21 protein-coding genes and 2 tRNA genes are annotated in these 26,647 nt (G+C 71.9%); 18 read left to right on the forward strand and 5 right to left on the reverse strand.

The genetic code is table 11. The features are described 5' to 3' along the window. The first annotated feature begins 14 nt into the window (after positions 1–14). The 3 genes from dxs (at position 15) to recN (ending at position 4,580) form a co-directional block, all read left to right on the forward strand. On the forward strand, positions 15–1,919 hold the full coding sequence (dxs, locus tag R3E98_04250; GenBank protein MEZ4422596.1) for a 1-deoxy-D-xylulose-5-phosphate synthase: 1,905 nt from the start codon (positions 15–17) through the stop codon (positions 1,917–1,919). Further along, the gene (locus tag R3E98_04255; GenBank protein MEZ4422597.1) at positions 1,916–2,785 is read left to right on the forward strand and encodes an NAD(+)/NADH kinase; all 870 of its coding nucleotides are present in this window, start codon (positions 1,916–1,918) and stop codon (positions 2,783–2,785) included. Before dxs ends, R3E98_04255 begins: the two co-directional genes overlap by 4 nt. 130 nt (positions 2,786–2,915) lie before the next feature. After that, complete coding sequence (recN, locus tag R3E98_04260) at positions 2,916–4,580, forward strand: DNA repair protein RecN (protein ID MEZ4422598.1); 1,665 nt, start codon at positions 2,916–2,918, stop codon at positions 4,578–4,580. Between the two features lie 66 nt (positions 4,581–4,646). Here the strand turns inward: recN and R3E98_04265 are convergent, their stop codons facing one another. Next, positions 4,647–6,287 (reverse strand): hypothetical protein, encoded by a 1,641-nt coding sequence (locus R3E98_04265; GenBank protein ID MEZ4422599.1) that lies wholly within the window; start codon positions 6,285–6,287, stop codon positions 4,647–4,649. A 179-nt stretch (positions 6,288–6,466) separates the two neighbouring features. Between R3E98_04265 and R3E98_04270 the strand changes: the two genes are divergently transcribed. The 11 genes from R3E98_04270 to R3E98_04320 all read left to right on the forward strand — a co-directional run bounded on the left by R3E98_04270 (position 6,467) and on the right by R3E98_04320 (position 17,069). Continuing rightward, a tRNA-Gly gene (locus R3E98_04270) sits at positions 6,467–6,539 on the forward strand. A 51-nt stretch (positions 6,540–6,590) separates the two neighbouring features. After that, a tRNA-Cys gene (locus R3E98_04275) sits at positions 6,591–6,662 on the forward strand. A gap of 585 nt (positions 6,663–7,247) precedes the next feature. After that, a complete protein-coding gene (locus tag R3E98_04280) occupies positions 7,248–7,931 on the forward strand; it encodes a hypothetical protein (GenBank protein MEZ4422600.1) in 684 nt (227 codons plus the stop codon). A gap of 125 nt (positions 7,932–8,056) precedes the next feature. Then, positions 8,057–8,881, forward strand: coding sequence for a hypothetical protein (locus tag R3E98_04285; protein ID MEZ4422601.1), 825 nt, complete (start codon positions 8,057–8,059; stop codon positions 8,879–8,881). A 400-nt stretch (positions 8,882–9,281) separates the two neighbouring features. Continuing rightward, complete coding sequence (locus tag R3E98_04290) at positions 9,282–9,668, forward strand: hypothetical protein (GenBank protein MEZ4422602.1); 387 nt, start codon at positions 9,282–9,284, stop codon at positions 9,666–9,668. 274 nt (positions 9,669–9,942) lie between these two features. Then, positions 9,943–10,260: a hypothetical protein gene (locus tag R3E98_04295; GenBank protein MEZ4422603.1), complete on the forward strand. Its 318-nt coding sequence runs from the start codon at positions 9,943–9,945 to the stop codon at positions 10,258–10,260. Positions 10,261–10,469: 209 nt separating this feature from the next. Next, entirely contained in the window at positions 10,470–10,844 is a 375-nt protein-coding gene (locus R3E98_04300) for a hypothetical protein (protein MEZ4422604.1), read from the forward strand. Next, positions 10,834–11,688 carry an HDOD domain-containing protein gene (locus tag R3E98_04305; protein ID MEZ4422605.1) on the forward strand — a complete coding sequence of 285 codons (855 nt, stop codon included), beginning with the start codon at positions 10,834–10,836 and terminating at the stop codon, positions 11,686–11,688. Before R3E98_04300 ends, R3E98_04305 begins: the two co-directional genes overlap by 11 nt. Beyond that, positions 11,685–14,243 (forward strand): ATP-binding protein, encoded by a 2,559-nt coding sequence (locus R3E98_04310; GenBank protein MEZ4422606.1) that lies wholly within the window; start codon positions 11,685–11,687, stop codon positions 14,241–14,243. Before R3E98_04305 ends, R3E98_04310 begins: the two co-directional genes overlap by 4 nt. A gap of 244 nt (positions 14,244–14,487) precedes the next feature. After that, a complete protein-coding gene (locus tag R3E98_04315; GenBank protein ID MEZ4422607.1) occupies positions 14,488–16,545 on the forward strand; it encodes a hypothetical protein in 2,058 nt (685 codons plus the stop codon). Between the two features lie 131 nt (positions 16,546–16,676). After that, entirely contained in the window at positions 16,677–17,069 is a 393-nt protein-coding gene (locus R3E98_04320) for a hypothetical protein (GenBank protein MEZ4422608.1), read from the forward strand. On the opposite strand, the gene R3E98_04325 is transcribed toward R3E98_04320, so the two are convergent. From R3E98_04325 to R3E98_04335, 3 genes are all read right to left on the reverse strand, one after another. Next, a complete protein-coding gene (locus R3E98_04325; GenBank protein ID MEZ4422609.1) occupies positions 17,050–17,976 on the reverse strand; it encodes a zinc dependent phospholipase C family protein in 927 nt (308 codons plus the stop codon). The two genes, R3E98_04320 and R3E98_04325, sit on opposite strands and share 20 nt — an antisense overlap. 44 nt (positions 17,977–18,020) lie before the next feature. After that, positions 18,021–20,291: a polyphosphate kinase 1 gene (gene ppk1 / locus R3E98_04330; protein MEZ4422610.1), complete on the reverse strand. Its 2,271-nt coding sequence runs from the start codon at positions 20,289–20,291 to the stop codon at positions 18,021–18,023. A 144-nt stretch (positions 20,292–20,435) separates the two neighbouring features. After that, positions 20,436–21,110: a helix-turn-helix domain-containing protein gene (locus R3E98_04335; GenBank protein ID MEZ4422611.1), complete on the reverse strand. Its 675-nt coding sequence runs from the start codon at positions 21,108–21,110 to the stop codon at positions 20,436–20,438. A 225-nt stretch (positions 21,111–21,335) separates the two neighbouring features. Here R3E98_04335 and R3E98_04340 point away from each other — a divergent pair, with 225 nt between their 5' ends. The 4 genes from R3E98_04340 to hutU all read left to right on the forward strand — a co-directional run bounded on the left by R3E98_04340 (position 21,336) and on the right by hutU (position 25,137). Continuing rightward, entirely contained in the window at positions 21,336–21,581 is a 246-nt protein-coding gene (locus R3E98_04340; GenBank protein MEZ4422612.1) for a carboxymuconolactone decarboxylase family protein, read from the forward strand. Between the two features lie 81 nt (positions 21,582–21,662). After that, positions 21,663–21,950, forward strand: coding sequence for a hypothetical protein (locus R3E98_04345; GenBank protein MEZ4422613.1), 288 nt, complete (start codon positions 21,663–21,665; stop codon positions 21,948–21,950). Continuing rightward, positions 21,947–23,479, forward strand: coding sequence for a histidine ammonia-lyase (hutH, locus tag R3E98_04350; protein MEZ4422614.1), 1,533 nt, complete (start codon positions 21,947–21,949; stop codon positions 23,477–23,479). Before R3E98_04345 ends, hutH begins: the two co-directional genes overlap by 4 nt. Further along, entirely contained in the window at positions 23,476–25,137 is a 1,662-nt protein-coding gene (hutU, locus tag R3E98_04355; protein MEZ4422615.1) for a urocanate hydratase, read from the forward strand. Before hutH ends, hutU begins: the two co-directional genes overlap by 4 nt. 112 nt (positions 25,138–25,249) lie before the next feature. Here the strand turns inward: hutU and R3E98_04360 are convergent, their stop codons facing one another. Next, complete coding sequence (locus R3E98_04360; GenBank protein ID MEZ4422616.1) at positions 25,250–26,611, reverse strand: formimidoylglutamate deiminase; 1,362 nt, start codon at positions 26,609–26,611, stop codon at positions 25,250–25,252. Positions 26,612–26,647: the final 36 nt, after the last annotated feature.

Below are 26,647 nucleotides of genomic sequence, written 5' to 3' on the forward strand. Positions count from 1 at the left end.
GAGTCGACAGCACGGTGTCCCTTCTCGATCGGGTCGCATCTCCCGCCGACGTCAAGCAGCTCTCCCGCGAGGAGCTCCACCAGCTGGTCAAGGACGTCCGGGACCGGCACATCGACGTGGTCTCCCGGCTGGGGGGCCATTTCGCGGCCAGCCTGGGGGTGGCGGAGCTGACCGTGGCCCTGCATCACGTGTTCGAACCGCCGCGCGACCAGATCGTGTGGGACACGGGGCACCAGGCCTACATCCACAAGATCCTGACCGGCCGGAACGAACAGCTCCCCACCATCCGCCAGAAGGACGGGTTGGCCCCCTTCTGCCGCCGGGACGAATCCGAGTACGACGCCTTCGGCGCCGGCCATGCGGCCACGTCCATCTCGGCGGCCTGGGGTATGGCCGTGGCCCGCGACGTCCTGGGGGAGCAGCTGGAGTCGATCGCCATCATCGGCGACGGCGCCATGACCTGTGGTCTGGCCTACGAGGCGCTCAACAACGCCGGCCACAGCGGGCGCGACTTCATCGTCATCCTCAACGACAACGACATGTCCATCGCGCCCAACGTGGGCGCCATGAACAAGTACCTCACCTCGATGATCACCAACCCGGTCTACAACCGGGTCAAGGACGAGGTGCGCGATCTGATCCACAAGGCGCCCACCAGCCTCGCGGACGTGGTGCGCGCCACCGTGGGCAAGTTCGAGGAGAGCGTCAAGCACTTCTTCGTGCCGGGCATGATCTTCGAGGAGCTGGGCTTCCGCTACATCGGCCCGGTGGACGGCCACGACCTGGACGCGCTCGTCGAGACGCTGGCGCGGGTCAAGGAGCTGAAGGGCCCCATCCTCGTGCACGTGCTCACGCAGAAGGGACGGGGCTACGCGCTGGCGGAGGAGAACCCGTTCAAGTGGCACGGCGCCTCGCCCTTCGACAAGATCACGGGGCAGGGCCTCAAGCGCAGCGGAGGTCTGCCGCGCTACCAGACGGTGTTCGGGAGGGGCCTGGTCGAGATCGGGCGGACCCACCCGCACGTGGTGGCCGTCACCGCCGCCATGCCGGATGGAACCAGCACGGATCAGTTCGCCGAGGCATTCCCCGACCGCTTCTTCGACGTGGGGATCGCGGAGGGGCATGCCGTGACCTTCGCGGCCGGCATGGCCACGCGCGGCGTCAAGCCGGTGGTGGCCATCTACAGCACGTTCCTCCAGCGTGCATACGACAACATCGTCCACGATGTCGCGCTGCAGGACCTGCCCGTGGTCTTCTGCATGGACCGCGCGGGCATCGCGGGCGAGGACGGCCCCACCCATCACGGCTGCTTCGACATCGGGTACATGCTGACCGTGCCCGGCATGACCGTCACGGCGCCGATGGACGGCGCCGAGATGCTGGCGCTGCTGCGTCTGGGCGTCGAGCACGACGGACCGTTCTCCATCCGCTGGCCGCGGGACGCGGTCCCGGAGGAGGTGCCGCCGCTCGCCGAGATCCCGCCGATCGGATACGGCCGCTGGGAGGTGGTGCGGGAGGGTCGGGACGTGGCCATCCTGGCGGTCGGTACCATGGTGCGCGTCGCAGACGAGGCCGCACGCCAGCTGCTCGCGCAGGGCATCCATGCCACCGTCGTCAACTGCCGCTTCCTGAAGCCGTTCGACGAAGAGGTCCTGGAGCGTGTGGTCCGGACGTGTCCGCTGGTCCTGACCGTCGAAGAAGGCACGGTGGTCAACGGCTTCGGCGCGCTGATGGCGCGTACGCTGGCCGAGCGTCAGCCTGGCGTGCGCATCGCCACCATGGGGCTTCCCGACCGCTTCATCATGCACGGCGGCCGTGGCGCGCTGCTCTCCGAGGTCGGTCTGGACGTGGACGGCATCCAGGAGCGGGTGCGGGCGCTGGTGGCCGAAGCCGGGAGCCGGTCGCGAGAGACCGCGTGAGCACGCCGCGCCGCTTCGCGCGGATCGGCCTGATCGGCAAGGACCATGAGCCGCGCCTGCCCGATCTGGTCGACCGCATCCGCTCGCTGTGTGACGCGCGCGACATCACCGTCTTCGCCGAGCCCGCACTGCACCGGCCCGGCGTCGAGGTCCTCCCGGCGGACGCGAGCGGCATCGACCTGATGGTGACGCTGGGCGGCGACGGCACCCTGCTCCGCGGGGCACGCCTGGTGGCCGGTCGGGACGTCCCCGTGCTCGGGATCAACCTGGGACGGCTGGGCTTCCTCACGGCCGCCCCCGCGCGGGACCTGGACGGCGCCTTTGCTGCGCTCTTCGACGGGCGTACCCAGATCGATCGGCGCGTGACCATGGACGCGCGCGTCAGCGGCACCACGGCCGGGCGCCACATGGCCCTGAACGACGTCGTGGTCCACACGACCGGTGTGGCGCGCGTCGTGCGACTCCACCTCTCCCTCGCCACGGGGGAGGAGATCGGCAGCTTCTCGGGAGACGGCGTCATCCTGTCGACGCCCACGGGCTCGACCGCCTACTCCCTCTCCGCGGGGGGACCGGTGGTGGTTCCCGGCGTCGAGTGCACGCTGGTCACGCCCATCTGTCCGCATATCCTGTCCGTGCGCCCGCTGGCCCTGCCGTCGGACGCAGAGGTCACGATCCGCGCCGCCGAGCCCACGAGCGAGCTCTGCCTCACCGTGGACGGACAGGTGGCCCAGAACCTGGAGCCGGACAGCGCGGTGCACGTCCGGCGCGGGAGCATCGGCATCGATCTGATGCGCCTCGAAGGCTACACGTTCTTCTCGACGCTGCGGGAGAAGCTGGGCTGGGCGCTGCCGAGCACGCACGGCTGAGCGGGCGCGGCCGCCGAAGGCAGCGCGCGGGACCAGGTCCTGGTGCGGCGTCACGACACCCGGTCGCCGACCCGCTCCGTCCCGTCCCTCCATTGAGCGCGCCCCGGGCGCCCCGGTAGATTCCTCCGCGATGCTCATCGAGCTCCGCATCCGCGATTACGCGGTCATCCACGACCTGCGTGCCGAATTCGGTCCCGGGCTGGTCGCGCTCACCGGCGAGACCGGAGCGGGGAAGTCCATCATCGTGGGGGCGCTCTCCCTGCTGCTGGGTGAGCGTGCCTCCAGCGACACCGTGCGGGTGGGCGCGGCTCGCGCCCGCATCGAAGCCGTGTTCGACGTGCGCCGGCTGCCCGACGTGCGCCGCCGCGCGGAGGAGCTGGGCGTGGACGACCCGGACGGTCTGCTCATCCTCCGCCGCGAGGTCGCGCGCGAGGGTCGCAGCCGGGCCTGGGTCAACGGCTCGCCCAGCACCGCCGGCCAGGTGGGGGAGCTGGGCCGTGCGCTCGTGGACCTGCACGGCCAGCACGAGCATCAGGCCCTGACGGGTCGCGACGCCCAGCGTGAGATCCTCGACGCCTTCGCGGGCGCGGGTAGCGTGGTGGGTGAGGTGGAGGATGCCTGGCGTGCGCGCGCTGCGCTGCGGGACGAGCGCGAGGAGCGGGCGGTCCGCCTGCGCGAGATCGAAGGGCGGCGGGACTTCCTGGAGTTCCAGCTCGAAGAGCTGGCGGGCGCAGCGGTGGAGGAGGGGGAGGACGAGCGCCTGCGCGCCGAGCTGGACCGCCTCGAGCACCTGGACGACCTGCTCCAGGGCAGCCACGGCCTGTCCGAGCTGCTGTACGCGGGCGAGGACTCCCTCTCGGACCGCCTGCGCGCCGCGCGGGACGAGCTGGCCAAGCTGGCGCGGATGGACGCGGAGCTGGGCGGGCACGGGACGTTGCTGGACGAGGCCTACCACCGCCTGGTGGAGGTCGGTCGGGCGCTTGCGAGCTATGCGTCGGGCACCGAAGCCGATCCCGGCCGGGTGGAGCAGCTCCGGGCCCGTCTGGACCTGCTCTACCGGCTCAAGCGCAAGTACGGTCCCGAGCTGTCCGACGTGCGCGCCACGCAGGCCCAGGTCGAGCGCGAGCTGGAGGAGCTGTCCGGCAGCTCCATCGAGTTGGGCGAGCTGGACCGGCGCCTCGCCGAGGCCGAGCGGCGGTTGGCCAAGGCCGCCCGGGATCTGGGCGCGCGCCGCCGACAGGCCGCGGGCCGTCTGGCGGAGGAGGTGAGCGCGTTGCTCCCGGACCTCGGATTGAAGGGGGCCACGTTCGAGGTGCGCCTGGACCCGCTGCCCGAGCCCGGTCTGCACGGCGGCGAGCGGGTGGAGTTCCACGCGTCGCTGAACGCCGGCTTCGAGCCGCGTCCCCTCGCCCGCATCGCCAGCGGCGGGGAGCTCGCGCGCGTGATGCTCGCGCTCAAGACGGTGCTGGCGGAGGTGGACCGCGTGCCCACGCTGATCTTCGACGAAGTGGACGCCGGCATCGGCGGCGCCGTGGCCAACGCCGTGGGGGACACGCTGCTGCGCGTGGCCGGACGCCACCAGGTGTTCGTGGTCACGCACCTGCCGCAGATCGCGTCGCGCGCCGGCGAGCACCTGCGGGTGACCAAGCGCAGCGGCGCCAAGGCCACGCAGGCCTCGCTGGAGCGGTTGGACGGGGACGCCCGCGTGGAGGAGATCGCCCGGATGCTGGGCGGGGACGCGGAGTCGAGCGTGTCGCGCGAGCACGCCCGCGAGCTGCTGGCGGGGAAGGCGTAGGGCGGAGCGGCGGTCCGACCCTCCGGTGCGCGCCGCGCTCCGATCGGGCGGACGCGGCATCTTCACCTACCAGAGCGTCACGAACAGCCGCGCCGAGACCCGGAAGCGGGCGTCGCGCGGCACCATCCCGCCCTGACCCCCCAAGGGAAGCTGGTATTCGGCCGACACCGCCAGCGGCCACTGGTCGCGCGCCCGGCTGCGGGGAGACGGCCACAGCGTCGCCCCGATCCCCAGGTGCTGGACGGTCACCTCCGTCTCGCGGGAGAGCACCTCGAGGGGCGGGAGCACGGCGTCGGGCTCCGCGCCCGCCGGCAGGCTCCAGGCGTCGGCGCCCTTGCTGTAGTAGCGGTAGCGGAGCCCCAGCGAGAGCTCGGGCGCGATGCGGAGCTCCGGGGCCACCATCAGGTCCAGGTAGTCTCCCGGGTCCCACAGCAGGGTGCGCTGGGTGGCCAGCAGCCGGATCGGCTGCTCGGGTGGGCCCACGCGGGCGATGCGCTCGCCTTCCTGCTGGACGCCGTAGCGGGCCTCGAAACGGGTTCGGATGCGGGCACCCAGGTCCAAGCGCCCGAACACCATGGCCTCCAGGTCGTCCTGGCCGTCCCCGCTGCCCAGGTCCACGAAGTCGAAGGCCAGGTCGGGTTGCCCGGTGCCCAGGCGGTAGGTGGCGCCCACGCCCAGCAGCACCCCCACGCCGCCCCCACCCGCCCGGGCGAGCGAATCCGAGACGGACGGATCCCGGGCCGGAAGGCGCTCGAAGACCCGCAGGGCGGCCGAGACCTCCACGTCCCCCATCTCCCACAAGCTGAGCTGCGAGTCCACCGGGTCGGCGGTCACGCCGTAGGCGGGGTCCGTCACCAGGGTCTGGAGGTCCTCCACCTGTGCGGGCCCGGTCGCGAACGGCAGGGGCGTCACCCAGGTCTGGTCGATGAAGGCCGGGTCGCCCTCCTGGCGCAGCAGGTCCGCGACGGCGTCCACGCGGGATCCCAGACGACCGGCGGCGGAGGTGCCGGCGCGCACGAAGAACAGCCCCACCCAGGCGTCGGCCAGGTTCTCGGAGAGCATCGTGGCGGTGGAGACCGCTTCCTGTCCGCGCACGCAGGCCGGGTCCGCGGCCCCGAGCGTGGTGCAGCGCTCGTCCACGAGGGCGGCCACGTGGTCGATGACGGCGCCCAGCTCCGCCAACCAGGTCTGCACGGACGCGTCCGCGATGCCGGGGCTGCGTCCCAGGGTGGCATCCGTGGGGTCCAGGGCCCAGTCGACCTCGACCCGGCGGCGGACGAAGGGGACGCGTACGCCCACCGTGAGCCAATCGAACACCCCGACGGCCAGGCCCAGCGGGATCTCCGTGCGGTTGGCCTGCATGCGCGCGCGGGTGCTGCCCAGGTCCGCGACCAGGTCGGGATCGGCCAGGAGGTCGCGCAGGCTGCTCTGGATGTCTGCGAGCGGCGGGAGGAACGACGGGTCCACCTGCGGCAGGATGAAGTCCGCGGCCCAGGGCTCGAGCTCGTCGAAGGGCTCGGCCGTTCCGCCGTAGCGCTCGTTCCAGATCCGGATCTCGGGCAGCATCTCCAGGCGGACCTGGCCGCCGCGGAGCAGCGGGCTCTCGGGAGACTGCGCCGACGCCGAGCGAGGGGAGGGAAGGAGCGCGGCCAGCGCGGTCAGCCCCGCGACGGTGCACGCCTGCAGACGTCTCTGAAGGTCCGACACCGTGTCGCGGAGTCTCCACCCGGGAGGGGACGGTGGCGCCCCGTGCGCGCGCATGCGCCCGGGGCCTGGAAAGCGTGAAGATACCTGCATTTGCGGGGCTTCGGGAGGTTCCGGCCGGCTTGACACCTCGTACCCCGAACGTATAGCATTTCTTCCCGCCCCGGTCCGGGCGGACTTCCGCGGGAATAGCTCAGTTGGTAGAGCACCACCTTGCCAAGGTGGGGGTCGCCGGTTCGAGTCCGGTTTCCCGCTCTGACGGGGGAGTGGTGTCGGTCACCCGACCCGCTCCCCCGTCCTGTTTCCGGCGCCGTAGCCAAGTGGTAAGGCAGAGGTCTGCAAAACCTCCATTCGGCGGTTCGACTCCGCCCGGCGCCTCTCGTACGTGTGAAACGGCCACCCGCGCAGGGTTGCCGTTCGTGCATCCCGGCGGCGATCGACCCCGGGCATCGTGCGCCGGTGGAGGTCGATCGGGATCCGCTCGCCTCGTCCCCGGTCCGCCCGCCTCGTCCCCGGTCCGCCCGCCTCGTCTCCGGGCCGCTCGCCTCGTCCCCGGTCCGCTCGCCTCCACCCCGGTCCGCCGGCCCCGTCCCATCCACGCATCCGCCCGCCCCCCCGTTCCCGCGGGAACGTCCGGGCACCGACCTCGCCGCCACAGGTCGCGGCCCGCGCCCCGGGTTCGAGCCACAGGCGCTCCCGATGGCGGCATGCCTCCTGCCTCGCTCCCGTCCCGAACGGGGGCGGATCCGAGGACCAGGGGATCCGGTCCCGCTGGAATCTCCAATGCTCCTCCCTGGAGGCGATCGGATGCGGATGCCACGGCGGCTCTGGGCTCACGGGGCAGCACTCGTCGTTCTCTTGCTCGTCTTCGAGGACGCGAGCGCACAGGTAGCGCCCGAAGATCCCGCCGCGGCCGTGGCGCGGTGGGCAGACGGGAGAGGACTCGTCGAGCCGGCCCAGGCCATGGCGGAGTGTCCCGCGTCGAGCTCCTGGCATGGTCAGCTCCTGGACGGGCTGGTGGAGCTCGACCTGGACGAGCAGCGCATCCTGGAACTGGCGTCCGTCTGGTCCGGCGCCGCCCAGGACTGCCACCGACCGCTTCTCGAGCCGTGGCTGCAGCGCGTGATGACTAGCGGCCTGGAGCTCCAGCGAGTCACGTATCTGATGTTGGGACGGCTGGCGTCGCGGATCGGGACGCGAGGTGCGCGTCTCGCGCTCGAGGCCGAGGCGCTCGCTGCCGGTCGCAAGGCCGAGCAACGGGGGTTCGCGCAGCTCGCCCTGCACGCGTACTCGGACGCAAGTGCACAGATCGACCTCTATGCGATCGCTCTGGAGCGCGGGGTGATCATCGGGATGTACGCGGAGCGGGCGAGGGCTGACCTGATCGGGGGTGAGTCGCGCGACGCCTTCTCGTTGCGTCTGTTTCCGATCGCTGCCCGGCGGTTGGGTGATGTCGAAGGGTCCGCCGCCTTCCGCTCGATCGTGCGCGAGGCCACCGTCATGACCGCGGGCCGAGGGTTGGCCTCGAGCACCCGGGAGGCCATGCTCGAGGTGCTGGCGGAGGTTGTGCGCGAAACCGCCGATCCGGCCGCGACAGCCCCTCTGATCGAAGCTGCGCTGCTGCTTCGGCGGACGCTCCAGCCCTGAGCGCCCGTGCAGCGGCGCGGGGGCAATGGCCCGGTCGGCCCGCCTCGTCCCATCCACGCATCCGCCCGCCCCCGCGTTCCCGCGGGAACCCCAGGCACACTCGACGATCTGCGGAGGGCCATCGAATGCGCATGAAGACGATCGGAATCGCGTTCGCGCTCTGGGCACAGTCGGCACCCGCCAAGGGGCAGGAGGTCACCCGGGAACCGGTGTGGCCCGATGCTGAAGAGTTGGTGGAGCGTTTCGTCGAAGGCCATCGCGATGCACGGATGGCTCCTGCCTGGGCTATTTCGGCGTGCCCGGACAGCCCTTGGCATCGAGAGCTCTTGGAGCGCCTGCTCAACGTACAGGATCGGAATGCCGTCGCGAGAATGGCTGCGGACTGGGCTGGAGGGGCGGTCTCATGCCTTTCCGCGATGTTGGTTCCCTGGTACGAGGAGAGGCTTCGCTCGGCGGATACGCCCGAGCTTGCCGACCTGTTGGCGCGTGGCTACGTGCAGCATGACGTGCTGCCGGAGGCAGCAGCGCTTCGAGCGGCGGGTCTACAGGGCGGAGCCCCAGCGGCGGTGCGGAGCGAGTTGCTCCAGCGGCTCCACTTTCGTCTCCCTGGTGCGGATCAGGTGGACCTCTACCTCGCGGCGATGGCCAGCGGTGGAATGCCTCATGGATACGCGGGATACGCCCGACTCGTGCTCCTCGGTGGCGACCACCGGGACGCGTTCGTGCGCGCCGTCACGCCTGCGGCTCTGGCAGATCTCAGCCGGCCGGAGGCAGAGGCCACGCTCTGGGCGGTGATCCAGGAGTTGGAGTACTGGTCAGAGGCCGACGACCGCGGCCTGAGCCTCTCGACCAGGCGAGCTGCGGTGCGAGAGCTTTCGTCAGCAGCGGACGCCGGGCGGCTGCGCCCCGAGATGGCCGCCGCGGTTGGCAAGCTCCGGCCAATCGGATAGCCCAAGCCTCGTCAGGACAAGCCCGGGCCGATGGAACGGCCGCGCCGTCGCAAGCAGAACGTCTGATTCGCGGACCTGAGAGGGCCATTCGGCGGTTCGACTCCGCCCGCCTCGTCCCATCCACGCATCCGCCCGCCCCCACGTTCCCGCGGGAACGTCCGGGCACGTGTCCCGCTCCGCAGGCGTGGAATGTCCGCTCCGCAGGCGCGGAATGTTCCCGCTCCGCAGGCGCGGAAATGTTCCGCTCCGCAGGCGTGGAATGTCCGCTCCGCACGCGTGGGATGTCCCTCCCGCTGGACAACGTGCGCCCGATCGGCGCGTGATCCCGTCGGAACGGCTCCTGCACAGGGTAAGCGGGAGCCGCCCCCCGTTCCGACCCCGCCCCATCGGAGGAAGAGCCGTGAATCCCGGATCGTCCCTGTCCACCGTCTCGGCCGTGGCCGGGCTGCTCCTGTCCGCCTGCGCCTCCTCCGCCCCTCCCCGAGCGGAGGTGCAGGACACGGGCGTGGGCACAGCCGCCCTCTGCCAGGTCCGGGTGCGCAATGCGAGCGACTACGTGCTCGACACCTCCTACTCCAGCGGCGTGCGCGGGTCGCTAGGCGATCTGCAGCCGAACCAGTCCGTGGAGTTCGCCGTGCCCTGCGACCAGGGACGGGTGCTGGTGACGGGCATGGCGGGCGGGCGGGTGAGCCTGGACCGGGGGCGTCCGTGGACGCGCGAGGCGGCGGTCCTGGTGCCCGGCGAGGTCGCCGAGGTGGTGCTGCGCGGGACGGGCGGGGAGGCCTGACGCGAGCAGGACGATCCCGCCGCGAGCAGGACGATCCCGCCGCGAGCAGGACGATCCCGCCCGACGGAACCCGTTCGACTCTCGGACGGAGGACCCCCGGGCGTGCGCCCCACAGCGTAGAGCGGGACCGGCCCCGACCCGCTCCGATCCGCGACCGGTCGATCGGCAGCCACCCGCTCGGCCGCACCCCTCCTGCCGCGCTGTCGCCCGCGCTATCGTTCCTGCTGGTCCTCCGTCCCCCGGGGCCTCACCCCCAGCTTCCCGGGAGCTTTCCATGAACGACGACACCTCCGAGGTGGACGCCGCGGTGGCGCGGGTCGACGCGTGGCTCGCGCGCTGGGCCGCCCGTCACTTCCCTGGCGCCTCCACCCAGTATCACGGGCACGGGGTCGACTCCGACGAGCACACCTGGTCCGTCATCGAGAACGACACGGCTCGGGCCTGGCTCACGATCGAGGACGCGACCCTCCTCGATGACGAAGCCCTCGGTCCCATCCTCGACAAGCTGGACGTGGACGAGCTCCCCCGTCAGCTGCGCGAGACTCCTGTGATCCGCATCGAGATCGGGGAAGAAGGCCTGCGGGTGGAGTAGGCGCCTCCGGGTGAACGAGGCGGTGCTCCCGAGGCACAGCACGGCCGCCGCCGCCCTCGAGTGAGGCGGCACCACCACACCCCGCGGCCCGGGGCGCAGGACGCGAAGCGCGTTTCAACAACCCGCGCCGCCGCTCCGATACTCCTCGCAGGTGGACCGCCCTCCCAAGAGGCGCGTCCCTCCACGACCACCAGCGAGCGGGATCCGTCATGGCCGTCATTTCCGTCGATCGCGCCGACCTCGGGATGGTGCTGGCCGCACCGGTCACCGACCGTCGGGGACGCCTCCTCATTCCGGCCGGAAAGGAGCTCGACGAGAAGTTCCTGAAGGCGCTCCGCATGTGGGGCGTGACGCAGATCGAGGTCGAGGGCGAAGCCGAGGACCCGGTCGACCCCTTCGCGGATCTCCCGCCCGAGGTGATGGAGCAGGTACAGGCCGAGGTCCAGGCCCGCTTCGCGCGCAACAACCTGCAGCATCCCCTGATCGCGGGGCTCTACCAGCGCGCGGTCCTGAAGCGCGCCGAAGCCCTGTCCCAGACCCCTTCGGAACATCAGCCCGAGGAGGCATCCGCTCATGCCTCTTGATGCGCGCGAACTGCTCAAGAACGCGACCAATCTGTCGTCGCCGCCCATCATCTACCAGCGCCTGGTGGCCGTCATCAATCATCCGCGCAGCGGTGCGGCCGACGTGGCCCGCGTCCTGTCGGAGGATACGGGCCTGACCGCCCGTCTCCTGCGTCTCGTGAACAGCGCGCTGTTCTCGTTCCCGCAGCGCATCGGCACGGTGACGCACGCCGTCCGCGTGGTGGGGACGGCGCAGGTACGCGACCTGGCCCTGGCCACCTCGATCATGTCGGCGTTCAAGAATCTGCCGGCGGATCTTGTGGACATGGATTCCTTCTGGCGGCACAGCCTGGCCTGCGGCATCGCTGCGCGGGTCCTGGCGAGCCACCGTCGCGAGTTCAACGTCGAGCGCTTCTTTGTCGCCGGCATGCTCCACGACCTGGGCCGCCTGGTGATCTTCCAGGAGAAGGGTGCCGAGGCGCGCGACACGATCGAGCGGGCCGAGGCATCGGGGGAGACCCTCCACGCGGTCGAGCGCGAGGTCCTGGGCTTCGACCACGCACAGGTCGGGGGCGCGCTCATGGCGCAGTGGAACTTCCCGGGTGCGTTCCAGGAGGCGGTGTCCTTCCATCATCGCCCGGCGCAGGCGGGTCGCTTCCCGGTCGAGACGGCGGTCGTACACGTCGCGGACCTGATCGCCAACGGCCTGAGCCTGGGCTCGTCCGGGACGCACGACGTGCCGCAGCTCGACGCGGCCGCGTGGGAGACCATCGGCGTCGACGCCGGACTCATCCCGACCATCCTGGAGGAGGTCGAGCGCCAGTTCACCGACGCCGCCCACATCCAGCTCGGAATGGCCGCATGATCCAGCCGGCCGGCGGGACCCAGCTGGGCCTGCCCTCGGCGTCCGAACGGACGGCGAGGGAGCAGGCGTGGCTGTCCGACGCGCTCGACGCCGTCGTGGAGCTCAGTCGGTCGTTGGCCGGGGATGCCCGCAGCGACTACTCGCCCATCGACGTGTTCGCGGCCACGAAGCCGGTGCTCCGGCGGCTGGCGGAGTTCCAGACCGTGGCCTTCCTGAGCCTCGACCCCGACGGCGTCAGCTTCGAGATCGAGGACGTCGATCCCGGCCCGGCCGCCGAGCTGATCCGGCGCGAGCTCGACCATCTGGTCGGCGACGGCACGTTCGCCTGGTCGCTCTACCAGAACCGCCCGATCCTCGTGCCCGGTCACTTCGTGGGGCCCTGGGTGCTCCTGCACGTCCTGGCCACGCCCACGCGCGTGCTCGGGATGTTCTTCGGTGCGCTGCCCAGCCACGCCTCGTTCGTGCCCGACGCGGCCCAGAAGATCCTCTCGGTGGTCCTCTTCAACGCCGCGTCGGTGATGGAGAGCGGCCAGCTCTACCGTGAGCTGCGCCGGCACACGCAGAACCTCGAGGTGCTGGTCGAGGAGCGGACGCAGGAGCTTCGCAACTCCCAGGAGGCGGCGCTTGCGGCCTCCAAGGCCAAGAGCGAGTTCCTGGCGAACATGAGCCACGAGATCCGGACCCCCATCAACGGCATCGTGGGCATGAACTCGCTCATGCTGGCGGGTGATCTCGACGGTGAACAGCGCGAGCAGGCCGAGACCATCCAGCGCTCGGCGGACAACCTGCTCACGATCATCAACGACATCCTGGACTTCTCCAAGATCGAAGCGGGGCGCCTCACGCTGGAGGACGTCGCGTACGATCTCCACCAGACGGTCGAGGACGTCGTGGAGTTGCTGGCGCCGCGCGCGTACGAGAAGGGGCTGGAGCTGATCCTGCGCTACGCTCCGGATGCGCCGCGCGGTGTGTACGGCGACCCGGGACGGGTGCGGCAGGTCCTCGTGAACCTGGTCGGCAACGCGATCAAGTTCACGTCCGAAGGTCATGTGCTCGTCGACGTGTCGTGGAGCGGCAGCGAGGCCGGCGCAGGGCGCTTCCGGATGGCCGTCGAGGACACGGGCATCGGGATCGCCGAAGACAAGCTCCTCCACATGTTCGAGAAGTTCACGCAGGCGGACTCGTCGACCACCCGCAACTACGGCGGCACGGGGCTCGGCCTGTCGATCAGCCGCGAGCTGACGTCCCTGATGGGCGGCGAGCTGAGCGTGGAGAGCCGGCTCGGGTCGGGTTCGACCTTCTGGGCGTCTCTCCCGGCCCGCCTCGCCAACGAGATCGATCCGGCCCCGCGTCTGGGCGTGCCGCGGACGGCCTTCCTGGTCACGCCGTGCTTTCCGCTGCGCGAGACGCTGCGGGAGCGGCTCCAGGCGATGGGCGCGCACGTCGTGGCGACCGACAGCGCCTCGGCATTGCGCGAGCGTCTGGCGCTCGAGCACGGCCGACGGTTCGACATCGGGCTCGTCGACTACCGTCTCGGCGACGAAGAGCTCCGCCGCATCGCGGCGTGGGCGCGGACCGCGCCGGCGACGCTCGGGTCGGTGCTGCACCTGATGGCGCCCATGATGTTGCGCGACGAGGCGACCCTGCAGCTCGGGGAAGGCTACGAGCGCGTGTTCGCCAAGCCGTTGCGGGAGCGCAGGCTCTTCGACCTGCTCGCGGCCGAGCCGCGCGCCGTCCAGGGTCCGCGGCCGAGCTCGGAAGCCACCCATGCGGAGATCGCGCCCGCCCACGTGCTGTTGGTCGAGGACGAGCCGGTCAACCAGAAGGTCGCCTCCAGCATGCTTCGCCGCCTGGGTCATCACGTCGACATCGTGGGCAACGGCGAGCAGGCCGTGGAGCGGCTGCTGTCGCGGGAGGGCGGCCACTACGACGTGGTCTTCATGGACTGCCAGATGCCGGTGCTGGACGGATACGAGGCCACGCGCCGGATCCGCCACGCCGAGCAGGGAGGCAACCGACCGCATCAGGTCATCGTGGCGCTCACCGCGAGCGCGCTGGAGAGCGACCGGGAGAAGTGCGTCGCAGCCGGGATGGACGACTTCCTGGCCAAACCCATCCGGCTGGAGGACATCGGCCGGGCGCTGGCGCGCTGGGTCGGTAGCGCTCCCGAGCCGTGGGAGGCCCCCCACACGGCCGAGACCCGTCCGGTGAAGGATGCCTTCGATCGCGACAGCGCCTTCGCCACGGTCGGTGAGGACGAAGAGCTCCTCTGGACGATCGTCGATCTGTTCCTCGAGGGGTGGGAGGAGCTGGAGGATCGGCTCGACCAGGCCCTGGCGGACGCCGACGCCGACGAGCTCAAGGCCGTGGCCCATCGCCTCCGGGGCAGCGCTGCCAACGTGGGCGCCCGGGCGGTGCACCGGGTGGCGGGTGAGCTGGAGCCGCGCTTCGCCAAGGGTGACCTGACCGTGGCGGTGCAGGGGGTGGCCCAGCTCAAGCAGGCCATGTCGGACTTCCGCGAAGCCACGCACCTCATGCGGCCGGCGGGGATCTAGCCCGCCTCGCGCTCGCGGCAGGTGCAGGAAGGCGGCGGCCTGGCCGCTGGCACCGAACTTGTCCCGCAGCCCGGCGTCGGTGTCGTCGGCGTGAAAGGCGGGTCGGTTGCCGGATCACAGGGAGAGGGGGGCGCGCCCCGGAGCCATGCGGCTTCCGGGCGTTCGGCGTCGTGCGGCAGGCGGGCGGGGTGCCGTCCCCGCGCGGTGCGGACCATGGCGGCCCCGCCACGCTTCTGCGGCGGGCGTGCTGCTGTTCGCTTTCGCGGGTGCGGGCTGCGACACTCCGCTTCCGGCACCGCTCACCCGTGCCGACTCCCTCACCCTCGAGGCGCTGATTGCGTCCGACACCGCGGCCGTCGGGTCGGAGCTGATCCTCGAGGCGCACGCGTGGGCGGGCACCGACCCGGTGGCCGGGACGCCCGTCGTGTTCCGGATCCTCGAAGGCGGGGGCCGCCTCACCGGATCCGTCGTCCATACCGAAGCCGATGGTCGCGCGCGCACGCGGTGGGAGCTCGGCACCGTGCCGGGCCCGGCGCGGGTGGAGGCCAGCGTCCCGGTGGCCCGGGCCGAGCGAGCGGTCCTCCTGGTGGCGGGCCCCGCCGTCCACCTGGCCCGCGATTCTGCGGCCGCGCTGCCCACCGCTGCGGTCGGAACCAGCCTGGACGACCCGGTTCGGGTGCGGGTGCTCGACGCCTTCGGCAACGGCGCCCCCGGGGTGCGACTGGTCGGGGGTGCCGTCGACGTCGGTCCCACCGACACGGTCTGGAGCGACGGGAACGGAGTGGCCGCCTTCACCTGGACCCTGGGGCCGCGCGCGGGGGTCCAGCGCTACCGTGTGGTCCTGCCGGGCCGGGACTCGGTCGAGGCGCACGCGCTCGGGCTGCCCGGATCCGCGCACGCCGTGGCGGTCGAGGCGGGAGACGGGCAGAGCGGGGAGGTAGGCGTGCCGCTTCCGACGCCGCTCGTCGTGCAGGTGCGCGACCGTTTCGGCAACGCCGTCCCCGGCGTCCCCGTGAGCTTCCAGGACTCGGCCCTGGCCGCCCCGATCCTGGAGGCCACGACCGACAGCGTCGGCCGGGCCGGGGTGGTCTGGACGCCCGGCCATCGAGCCGGCCCGCAGACGGTGTGGGGCTTCGCGACCGGCACCGATACCGCCCGGATCGCGCTGACCGGTCGGCCGGGCGCTCCGGTGGGGCTGGGGGTGGTGGCGGGACAGGGACAGGTGGGGGCGGCCGGCGCCGTGTTGCCCGTCGAGCCCAGGGTCCGCGCGGTGGATGTCTGGAGCAACGCGGTGCCCGGCGTGCGCGTGGACTTCACCGTGGCCGAGGGCGGCGGCTCCCTCAGCCGCGAGAGCGCGATCACCGACGCCTCCGGGGACGCCGGCGCCGGCGCCTGGACCCTGGGCCCGCCGGGGGTGCAGCGGCTGCGCGCCACGCTGGTGGGCGTCCCCGCGGCGGTGGAGATCACGGCGACGGCCGAGGCGCCCGGTGGCGCGGGCTTCGCGCTCGAGGTCTGGACGCTCGGCGTCTGGAGCGTGGCCGACGCGGCCCTGCTCGACCAGGCGCGAGCCGCCTGGCAGGCGGCGCTCACCCAGGACCTTTCGGACGTCTCCTTCGCGGGCGCCGCGGCCCTCCCCGCGGGCGCCTGCGGCGTGTCCCATCCGGTTGTGTCCCACCGCGTCGACGACCTGCTCGTGCTGGTGGACATCGGCGCGCTCGACGGTCCGGGCGGTGCAGCCGCCCGCTCGGGGGTCTGCCGGATCCGGTCCGGGACGCTGCTGCCGGTCGTCTCCACCGTGCGCATCGACGCCTCCGACCTCGCCGCCGTACGCGCGGCCGGGCTCCTCGGCGATCTTCTCCGCCACGAGATCGGCCACGCCCTGGGACTCGGGGTGTTCTGGCCCGCGGCCAACCTGCTGACCGGGGCGGGAGGCCCCGATCCGCTCTATCGCGGAACGCAGGGCACCGCGGCCTGGGCGCTGCTCGGCGGCAGCGGCTCCCCACCGGTCGAGAACACCGGGGGCGCGGGGGTTCGCGACGTCCACTGGCGGGAATCCGTCCTGGTGCGCGAGCTGATGACACCCGTGCTGACGCCGGGACCCAACCCCCTGAGCCTGCTGTCGCTGGGGGCGCTCCAGGACCTGGGCTACGGGGTCGACGCCTCGGCGGCCGAGCCCTACGCACCGGCACCCGGTCTCCCGGCCGTCCCCGGCGCACCGGGATTCCGCGACGAGGTGTGGCTCGGGGCGCCGGTGTCCGTGGACGCCTCGGGCCGGCCGCAGGGCGGCGTCCCCGGGGGTTGATGGGCACGACCTGTCACGATCGGCACGCGGGTGCGTAGGTCCCTGACGTGCGCCGGGGCAGCGCGGGGGTGCCGTGGCGCGGGGACGCCCGTAGACTGAGGGCACGTCACCCCGAACCCGGAGGTCCGAAGATGTCCCGATTCCGTGGAGCCGCGTGGGTCCTGGGCCTCGCGTTGCTCGGTCTCGCCTGCGCGAGCGGTGGAGGCGGTGGGTCCAGCCGCAATCCCAACGTGATCCGTCCGGAGGAGCTGGCCGAGATCCCGAACGGCAGCGCGTTCGAGGCGGTGCAGCGGCTTCGGCCGCGCTGGCTGCGCACGCGGGGGATGTCGAGCCCGAGCGCCGGCGCCGACTTTGCCCAGGTCTTCATCGACAACGCGCCGTCGGGCGGACCCGACGCGTTGCAGCGCATCGTGGTTCAGGACATCGACTCGCTCGTGTTCATGAGCGCGAGCGACGCCACCACGCGCTACGGCACCGGCTTCACGGGCGGGCTGATCAAGGTCTTCACGAAGGGCGGCCGCTGACGCGACTCGCGTCCAGCCGCCGGTAGGCCGCGACCGACTCCGGGTGTGGGTCGTCGCGCCCGTTGGGCTCGCCGCTCTCCAGGTTCCGGTTCTCGAGGGACTCGAGGCCGGTGTCGATGAGCACCCGCATGCGGTCGGGGAACCGCGCCGCTTCCTCGGTCGCCTCGGTGACCAGCCAGGCGGGCGGACGGCGCGGGGCGAGGAACCCCCGCAGGGCGCTCCCCGTTCGCGTGAACTGGCGCGCCAGACCCACCAACCCACGCACGGCCAGCTGGGGTCGCCCGCGGGAGAGCCCCCGGGCGCGGTCGAGCACCTGGAGGGCCCAGGGCCAGCGTGCCGTGCGCACCGTCGCGGTGCGGTGGCTCTCCAGGACGATCCGCTCCTCGAGCGGGATCCCGTAGGCGCGCCGGAAGGCGTCGGTGAGAAAGCCCACCGTGCGTGCGTCGAACAGAGGTCGGGTGGGCGGGCGCGGGATGTCGGGGTCCGCGCGGAGCGTGAGGATGTCCAGGCCCACTTCCACGCTCACGTGGGTCTCCACATCCTCGAGCGCGTTCAGGCGTACAGAGGGATCCCCCCGCACCACCTCGCCGCAGGCGTGGCCCACACGCGGATGCAGGACCACATCCCCGACCAGGTGCGCCGCCCAGCCCCACGCATACGCCGCTTCGCGCTCGTCACGGGCGCCGCGGGCCAGCTCCCGTAGCAGCCCTGCCGGCTCCACATAGTGGGCCAGCACCGAGAGGAACCGGTCGGTGCCCGGAACGAACCCCAGATCGGGCCCCATGCTGCCGTGCAGGAAGGCGTCGACCGTGTGGGGAGCGATCCGGAAGGGGGCCGTGGAGGGAGCGGATTCCCACTCGCGCAGGGCGCGCCCGGCGAGCGCGAGATGGATGGTGGCGCACGGCATGATGATCGAATCGAAGCGTGGAGCGGGAGCGGAGGTGGACGCGACTAGCGGCGATTGCGCCGTCCGAGCGGCTGGGAGCGACGGTGTCGGAGTCGTGAGGCTTCGCGACGCTGCGAGGAGACACGCTCGATCATGAGCGCCTGCGAGCTCTTCGCTTCCAGGTCCTCCATCGGGGCCCGCAGCACGTAGCTGCCGTCCGACTGCATCTCCCACCCGCCACGCCGGTCCGCGAGCTGCGTGTCCAGCACGAAACGCAGTTGCGCGCGCAGATCCGCATCCTCCACCGGGGCCAGGACCTCGACCCGGCCCTGGAGGTTGCGCGTCATACAGTCGGCGGAGCCGATGTAGTACTCCTCGTCCCCCCCGTTGCGGAACCAGTAGACGCGGCCGTGCTCGAGGAAGCGTCCGATGATGCTGACGACCCGGATGGTCTCGCTCAACCCCGGCACGTGGGGCCGGAGCCGACACGTATCGCGCACGATGAGATCGATGGGCACGCCGGCCATCGAGGCGCGGTAGAGCGCGCGGACGATGTCGGGGTCCTCGAGCGCGTTCATCTTCATCTGGATGCCGGCCGGCCGACCCGCACCGTGCACGTCGATCTCGCGGTCGATCTTCTCGAGGAGCGCGGCCTTGAGGATCTTGGGCGCCGGCAGCAGCCGTCGGAAGCGCCGCTTGGGCTTGAAGCCGGTCGTCAGGTAGTTGAAGAGCTCGGTCAGATCCTGACCGATGCGGCGGCTGGCGGTGAGCAGACCGAAGTCCGTGTAGCGACGGGCCGTGCCGGCGTGGTAGTTCCCGGTGCCGATGTGCGCGTAGCGGCGGATCCCGTCGGGATCCTGCCGGACCACGAGGATCACCTTGCAGTGCGTCTTCAGGCCGACCACGCCGTACGTGACATGGATCCCCACTTCTTCGAGACGGTTGGCCCAGCGGATGTTCGCGGCCTCGTCGAAGCTGGCCTTGATCTCCACGGCCACCGCGACCTGCTTGCCGTTGCGGGCGGCCTCGATGAGGTGGTCCACCGCCTTGGAGTCCTCCGACGTGCGGTAGAGCGTCATCTTGATGGCCCGCACCTCGGGGTCGCGGCTCGCCTCGCTCAGGAAGCGCTCCACGGACGTGGCGTAGGACTGGTACGGGTGCTGGAGCAGGATGGGCCCGGCCTCCCGGATGCTCTTGAAGATCGAGCGGTCCGGCTTGAGGGCGGGATGGTCCGTCGGATGGTGCGCCGGCTCGCGCAGGTCGGGGAGATCGAGGTCTGCGATCTCCATGAGGTCACGCAGTCCCTGCAGCCCACCGATCTCGAACACCTCCGACGGCCGGAGCCCCAGCTCGTGTGTCAGCAGGCGCAGGTGCGCGGGCTCGATGCTGCGGCTGACCTGGAGGCGCACGACCGGCGCGAACTTGCGATCGCGCAGCTCCGATTCGATCAGCTCCATCAGGTCCTCGGCGCTCTCCTCCTCCCGCTCGGTGTTCGCGTTGCGCGTGACGCGGAAGATGGAGCAGGAGTCGACCGACATGCCCGGGAAGAGCACGTCCAGGTTGTCGATCAACACCTGTTCGATGGGGACGAAATCGAGCGTGCCCTCCAGGCGCAGGAAGCGCGGCGTCCCCGCGCCCACCGGGACCTTCACGCGAGCCAGCGAGACCTCCTCGTTCGACGGGTCGCGCAGGCTCAGGACCAGGTTGAGCGAGAGATTGGAGATGAAGGGGAACGGGTGCGCGGGGTCGGTGGCCTGCGGCGTGACCAGCGGGTGGATGTGCGTCAGGTAGTAGCGGCGGAGCGCCTTGCGTCGCTCCTCCGGCAGTTGCGAGGGTCGCAGGAAGCGGATCCCCTTCTCGAGCAGGAGCGCCTCGAGGTCGCGAACGATGGTGCGGAGACGGGCGTCGAGCAGGCGGATCAGCGCGAAGCACTGGTGGATCTGCTCCTCCGGCGTGCGACCGTCCACCGTGCGCTCGCTCACGCCGGCGCCCAACTGCTGCTTGAGACCGCCGATCCGCTTCATGACGAAGTCGTCGATGTTGGATCCGACGATGGCGGCGAAGCGGATGCGCTCGAGCAGCGGATTGCGGGGATCCTCCGCCTCGTTCACGACGCGGAAGTAGAAGTTGAGGAGCGTGAGCTCGCGATTCAGGTAGAGCGAGGCCGCGGAGAGATCGGGCGGGACCTGGGCGTCGACCGACGAATCCAGCTCGGCCGGCGTGGTGGGCAGGGACGCTCCCGGGCTGGGCGGGACCAGGCGCAGCCGACCCTCGGGCGCCTCGGGGGCCGGTACGGCCTCGGCGTCGGTCCGGGGAAGGGGAAGGTCACTGCTCATGGGCGTTGCTCCTCGCCTGCGCGGGCGCTCCGGACAGGACCCGGGCGGCGGTCGGGCCGTGGGTCGAAGCCTGCTGTCCGGGAGCCGGTCAGCAACCCCCGTACCCGCGGGCGGCCGGATGCGGTCCGGCCGCCACCGGGGGCGTCAATGCAGCGGATCCGTGACCAGGGGCTCGGACCAGTTGGGATTGGGCATGAGCGCGTGGAGCGCCTGGCAGATCCCGAGCACGTAGCTCTCCATCTGCCACTGGTGCAACTCGGACGTACGGACCGTCCCCGCGACTGCGTTGACCAGAGGGCCGGCCAACGCCTTGCCCACGAACCGGCCGACGTACGGGCGCGTGGGCGGGGTCTTGCCCGCCAGGCGTGCTCGCAGCTCGGCGTCGCGGTGCAGCCGCTCGCAGGTCTTCAGCACCATGGCGGTCGCGAGCGGGGGCAGATTGGTGTAGTGCCAGAACACCTCCCGCAGCGCGCCCTCGAACTCCACGACCCCGCCCGCCTCGGGAGCCGCTTCCGCGGTCTTCCGGATCTGGGGGTCGGTGGGCCAGGGCTGGCCGCGCCCGGTGGCCAGCCACTCCAGGCTGGCTCCGAACCGCTCCGCGACCCGGACCAGGTAGTCGACCGGGGGGTCGCGGTCCGTGTGGTAGTTGCGGACGGCCTCGTAGCTGACCCGGAACCGTCCGTCCTCGGTGATCTCGCGCCAGAAGTCGCGGAGGGTGCGACGACCCGTCCGCAGGCGGACCTCTTCGAGCCTGCGCGACACCCCGCCAGGGGGCGCGCCGGCCGTCGCCCGGGGGGGGCTGGGGGCCTGGGCGTACACGGGGGACTCCTTCCCGACCGAAAGGCGGGTCCCCCCGCCTCCGACGTTGGATGTTTACGGGACTCACGAAACGTTTACGGGACGCCGGAACCATCCGCAAGGACCGCACCGCAGCCGTTACTCCGCCTTGACATCCGTCCTTGACGCCGTGACGCGCTTGCCTCCGGGGGACCGGCAGCAGAGACTGCCGCCGTGCCGGATGCATCCCCTCGTGCCGGAGATCCCGTGGGCCACGTGCCGTACGATCCTTCCGTCGAGGGCGCCCCCGCCTGGGCGGCCGCGCTCGGCCGGCTCGGATGGGCAGGGTCGCCCTCCGACCACATCCTGCGGCTCCACGCGCTGGATCCGCCCAGCCTGGAGCACCATGTCCGCCTGTACGAGCATGCCATGCGGGGCCCCTCGCCGCTGAGCCGGATCCAGCGCGAGATGCTCGCCGTGGTGGTGTCGGCGGCGAACGACTGCTTCTACTGAATCAACCATCACGGAGCGGGTCTCCGTCGGCTGGGGCGGCCGCGCCCCTGGGTTCGCGCCCTCGCGTTCGACCACCGGTCCGTGCCCGACCTGGCGGCGGCCGACCGGGCGATGCTGGGCTGGGCGCTGACGCTCACCCGCAGCCCACGGGCCAGCGCGGAGGGGGGTGTGGAGGCCCTGCGCGCACAGGGCTTCGACGACCGGGCGATCCTCGACATCTGCCAGGTCACCGCCTACTACAACTATGTCAACCGGCTCGCCGAGGGCCTGGCGATCGAGCTCGAGCCCGGGTGGGCGGAGGAGGACCTGACGGTGGGCGCTGCCGAGTTCAGCGAGTGGAAGGGCCGCATGCAGGGAGGCGGCGTGTGAGCGCCCTCACCGGCCGCGGCCTGACGGTCGAGCGCGTCGCGGAGGTGGCCTCGGGACGGGGGCAGGCTCCAGCCCTCTCGGAGGAGGCCCGCGGGCGGGTCCAACGTGCCCACGACTACCTGGGGGCGGTCGTGGCCCGCGGCGACAAGGTCTACGGCGTGACGACCGGCTTCGGCCGCCTGGCGGACGTGGTGATCTCGGAGGAGCAGCGCGAGGACCTGCAGCGCAATCTGGTGCGCAGCCACGCGGCCGGCGTGGGTACGCCGTACGACGTGCCGGCGGTGCGGGCCATGATGCTGCTCCGCGCGAATGCGCTGGCGCTCGGCCATTCCGGGTGCCGGCCCATCGTCATCGACACGGTGCTGGCGTTGCTCGACCGGGGCGTCCATCCGGTCGTGCCGTCCTACGGGTCGGTCGGTGCGAGCGGCGACCTCGCGCCGCTCGCGCACATCGCGCTCGCGCTCCTGGGCGAGGGACGGGTCGAATGGGACGGGCGGACCGTTCCCTCCGCCGAGGCCCTGGCGGCGGTCGGGGTGGCCCCCCTGGTGCTCGAGGCCAAGGAGGGGCTTTCCCTGATCAACGGCACCCAGGCCACGACCGGGCTGGGGCTGCTCGCCCTGGACGGCGCGCTGCGCGCGGTGGACCTCGCGGACGTGGCCGGCGCCCTGTCCCTGGATGCGTTGCGGGGAACGCCCGAGGCCTTCCGCCCGGAGCTGCAGCGCGTCCGACCCCACCCCGGCCAGGCCGACAGCGCCGCCCGCCTGTTCGCGCTGCTGGAAGGATCGGAGATCCGCGAATCCCACCGGGAAGGCGACGCGCGGGTTCAGGATGCGTATTGCCTGCGCTGCATGCCGCAGGTGCATGGCGCGGCCCGGGACGCGCTCGCGCACGCGCGCCGCGTGTTGGAGATCGAGGCCAACAGCGCCACCGACAACCCGCTCGTCTTTCCCGACGAGGACCGCATCCTGAGCGGCGGCAACTTCCACGCACAGGTCGTCGCCCAGGCGCTGGACTTCATGACCATCGTGCTGGCCGACCTGGCCTCCATCAGCGAGCGGCGCGTCGAGCGTCTGCTGAACCCCGACCTGTCCGAGCTGCCCGCGTTCCTGGCCGTGCGGCCCGGCATCGAGTCGGGCTTCATGATCGCACAGGTCACGGCCGCCGACCTGGGGGCCGAGCTCCGTGTGCTCTCGCACCCGGCCAGCGTGGATTCGGTATCCACGAGCGCTGCCCGCGAGGACCACGTCTCCATGGGTCTGACCGCCGCGCGCAAGGCACGTCGTGCGGTCGAGCTGCTGGAATACGTGTTGGCCATCGAGCTGCTGTGCGCCGGAGAGGCCATCGAGCGCCGCCGGCCGCTGCGCACCGCACCGGCCCTGGAGCGCGTCGTGGCCTGTATGCGGACGGAGGTGCCGGCGCTGTCGGAGGACCGCTCCTTCAGCCCCGACCTGGAAGCGATCCGCAGCCTGATCCGCAGCGGCCGACTGGTGGAGGCCGTCGGCCGCGTACCCCATGGAGGAGCGCCATGAGCAGGTCCGACCGGGAGGTGCGTGCTCCCCGCGGCGCGCGGCTGCGGTGTCGCGGGTGGACGCAGGAGGCCGCGCTGCGGATGCTGATCAACAACCTGGACCCGGACGTGGCCGAACGACCCGAGGACCTGGTGGTCTACGGCGGGCGCGGCCGGGCCGCCCGCAGCTGGGAGGCCTTCCACGCCATCGTGCGCAGCCTGGAGACCCTCGAGAACGACGAGACGCTGCTGGTCCAGTCGGGCAAGCCGGTGGGGATCTTCCGCACCCACCCGCACGCCCCGCGCGTGCTGATCGCCAACTCGAACCTGGTGGGGCGGTGGTCCACCTGGGAGCGCTTCGACGAGCTGGAGCGGGCCGGCCTGATGATGTACGGGCAGATGACCGCCGGCTCGTGGATCTACATCGGCACGCAAGGCATCCTGCAGGGCACGTACGAGACGTTCGGGGCCATGGCCGCGCAACACTTCGGGGGCAGCTTGCGGGGACGCTGGGTGCTCACCGGGGGCATGGGCGGCATGGGTGGGGCGCAGCCGCTCGCTGCCACGATGAACGACGGCGCGATCCTGGTCGTGGAGGTCGATCCCGCGCGCATCGAGCGCAGGGTGCGCACCGGCTGGTGCGACCGTGCCACCGCGGATCTCGACGAAGCGCTCGGTTGGGTGCGAGGGGCGGCGGCGGCCGGGGAGGCGCTGTCGGTGGGGTTGGTCGGCAATTGCGCCGAGGTGCTGCCGTTGCTGGTGGAGCGCGACATCGTGCCCGACATCGTCACCGACCAGACGTCCGCCCACGATCCCCTGGGCGGGTATGTTCCGGACGGGATCGCGCTGCCGGACGCGCTCGAGCTGCGTGCGCGCGATCCCGCCGCCTACGTCGCCCGCGCGCGCGCCTCCATGCGCCGGCATTGCGAGGCCATCGTGGCCTTGCAGGAGCGAGGGGCCATCGCCGTCGACTACGGCAACAACCTCCGCGGTGAAGCGAAGGATGCCGGCTTCGAGCGGGCCTTCGCGTACCCGGGTTTCGTGCCCGCCTACATCCGTCCGCTGTTCTGTGAGGGAAAGGGGCCGTTCCGCTGGGCCGCGCTGTCGGGCGAGGCTTCCGACATCGCCCGCACGGACGACCTCGTGCTGGAGCTGTTCCCCCGAGACGAGCACCTCGCCCGCTGGATCCGGCTGGCCCGGGAGAAGGTGCGCTTCCAGGGGCTCCCGGCCCGCATCTGCTGGCTGGGGCAGGGGGAGCGTGCCCGCTTCGGTCTCGCGCTGAACGACCTGGTCGCGCGCGGTGAGGTGCTGGCTCCGATCGTCATCGGGCGGGATCACCTGGACACCGGCTCGGTGGCGTCCCCGTTCCGGGAGACCGAAGCCATGAAGGACGGATCGGACGCGGTGGCGGATTGGCCCATCCTGAATGCGTTGCTCAACACGGCCTCGGGCGCGAGCTGGGTATCGGTGCACAACGGGGGCGGGGTGGGGATCGGCAACTCGCTCCACGCCGGTCAGGTCCTGGTCGCCGACGGCACGCCCGAGATGGCGGTGCGGATCGAGCGCGTGCTCACGAACGATCCCGGGCTGGGCGTCGTGCGGCATGTCGATGCCGGCTACGCGGAGGCGACCCGAACGGCGGAGGCCCATGGACTCCGCCTCCCGATGCAGGAAGGCTGAGCGGATCGCCCGCGGACGAGCAGGGGACAGGGCGACGCGTGGACGCCGTCGCGTGCATCCGGAGCGCCCGCGTCGCCGCCGGGCGTGGAGCGGCGGCTCGTCCTGCCGACGCTCAGCGGGGCAGGCGGGCCAGCACCGGGTCGACCGCGGCGGCCAGCGTCTCGCGTTCCACGTGACGGCGCTCCCGCACCACCCACCGACCTCCGACCATCACGTGCGCCGGCGCGCTGTCGCCCCCGGAGAAGATCCAGGCGTCGAGCAGCGCGTCGTCCATACGGCCTCGCCGTCGCGGGTGGTCGGCGTCGAGCACGATCAGGTCCGCGCGCCCTCCCGGCTCGAGACGGCCCACGTTGTCGGCGGCAGCGGACCATCCACCCGCGAGGGCCCCATCCACGAGCGCGCGCCCGGTCGATCGGGACGTGCCCGCGGTGAGCACGTTGCGGTGCCCGGTCACGAGGCGTTGCTCGTACTCGAGCCAGCGCAGCTCCTCCACCGGGTCCACGGAGATGTGGCTGTCGGAGCCGATCCCCCAGCGTCCCCCCGCACGCTCGTACTCCGCGAAGGGAAAGATCCCGTCGCCCAGGTTCGCCTCGGTCGTCGGACAGAGCGCCACGACCGCACCCGAGCGGGCCAGGCCCGTGACCTCTGCGGCATCGGCGTGCGTGCAGTGCACCAGGCACCAGCGCGCGTCGACGTCCGCCGCCTCCAACAACCATTCGATGGGGCGTGCGCCCAGCCGCGCCACGCATTCCTCCACTTCCTGCCGCTGCTCCGCCACGTGCATGTGCAGCGTGCGCGGCCGCGCCAGCAGGGTGCGATCCTCGACCAGGTCCCGCACCGTCTCGGAGCGTACCGCGCGCAGGCTGTGCAGGCCGAGGCCCAGGGGATGGGCGAACCCGGCGGCTTCGAGCCGCTCGAGCAGCCCCAGGGCTTCGTAGAGCGTGAGGCGGAAGCGGCCTTGCTCGGGTGCGAGGGGCTGACCGAAGCCGCCGGCCTCGTAGACGACGGGCACCAGCGTCAGTCGGATCCCGGTCCGTTCGGCGGCCCGCCCCAGCCGGAGCGCCATCTCGGCGCGGTCGTCGTACGGTCGTCCGTCCGGCGCGTGGTGCAGGTAGTGGAACTCCACCACCGTCGTGTAGCCGGCCTCGAGCATCTCGAGATACAGCGCCGTGGCGATCGCCTCGACCGCGTCGGGGTCCAGCTCCGCGAGGAAGCGGTACATCTCCGAGCGCCACGACCAGAACGAATCGCCGTCCGGCTGGCCGCGCTCGGCCCGGCCGGCGAGCCCCCACTGGAAGGCGTGCGAGTGCAGGTTGGGCACGCCCGGGAGCACCGCGCCGCCCGCGCGCGGGTGGTCGGCGGGGTCCGCGTCGGGGCGTACGGCGACCAGCGTGCCCGCCTCGTCGTAGTGCAGCACGACGTTGCGGTGCCAGCCGGCGGGGAGGAGCGCGGTTTCGGCGAAGAGCGTGGACACGGGCAGGACTCTAGAATGTCCTGCAAGGACACGTCA

The sequence above is a fragment of the Gemmatimonadota bacterium genome (assembly GCA_041390125.1).
Lineage (GTDB): Bacteria > Gemmatimonadota > Gemmatimonadetes > Longimicrobiales > Gaopeijiaceae > JAGQIF01.

Excerpts from the sequence above, each read along its gene's own strand:
- R3E98_04300 (MEZ4422604.1), top strand. The coding sequence starts at position 10,470 with ATGGCCGTCATTTCCGTCGATCGCGCCGACCTCGGGATGGTGCTGGCC.
- R3E98_04280 (MEZ4422600.1), top strand. The coding sequence starts at position 7,248 with ATGGCGGAGTGTCCCGCGTCGAGCTCCTGGCATGGTCAGCTCCTGGAC.
- recN (MEZ4422598.1), top strand. The coding sequence starts at position 2,916 with ATGCTCATCGAGCTCCGCATCCGCGATTACGCGGTCATCCACGACCTG.
- R3E98_04305 (MEZ4422605.1), top strand. The coding sequence starts at position 10,834 with ATGCCTCTTGATGCGCGCGAACTGCTCAAGAACGCGACCAATCTGTCG.
- hutU (MEZ4422615.1), top strand. The coding sequence starts at position 23,476 with ATGAGCAGGTCCGACCGGGAGGTGCGTGCTCCCCGCGGCGCGCGGCTG.
- R3E98_04325 (MEZ4422609.1), bottom strand. The coding sequence starts at position 17,976 with ATGCCGTGCGCCACCATCCATCTCGCGCTCGCCGGGCGCGCCCTGCGC.
- ppk1 (MEZ4422610.1), bottom strand. The coding sequence starts at position 20,291 with ATGAGCAGTGACCTTCCCCTTCCCCGGACCGACGCCGAGGCCGTACCG.
- R3E98_04295 (MEZ4422603.1), top strand. The coding sequence starts at position 9,943 with ATGAACGACGACACCTCCGAGGTGGACGCCGCGGTGGCGCGGGTCGAC.
- R3E98_04310 (MEZ4422606.1), top strand. The coding sequence starts at position 11,685 with ATGATCCAGCCGGCCGGCGGGACCCAGCTGGGCCTGCCCTCGGCGTCC.
- R3E98_04285 (MEZ4422601.1), top strand. The coding sequence starts at position 8,057 with ATGCGCATGAAGACGATCGGAATCGCGTTCGCGCTCTGGGCACAGTCG.
- R3E98_04320 (MEZ4422608.1), top strand. The coding sequence starts at position 16,677 with ATGTCCCGATTCCGTGGAGCCGCGTGGGTCCTGGGCCTCGCGTTGCTC.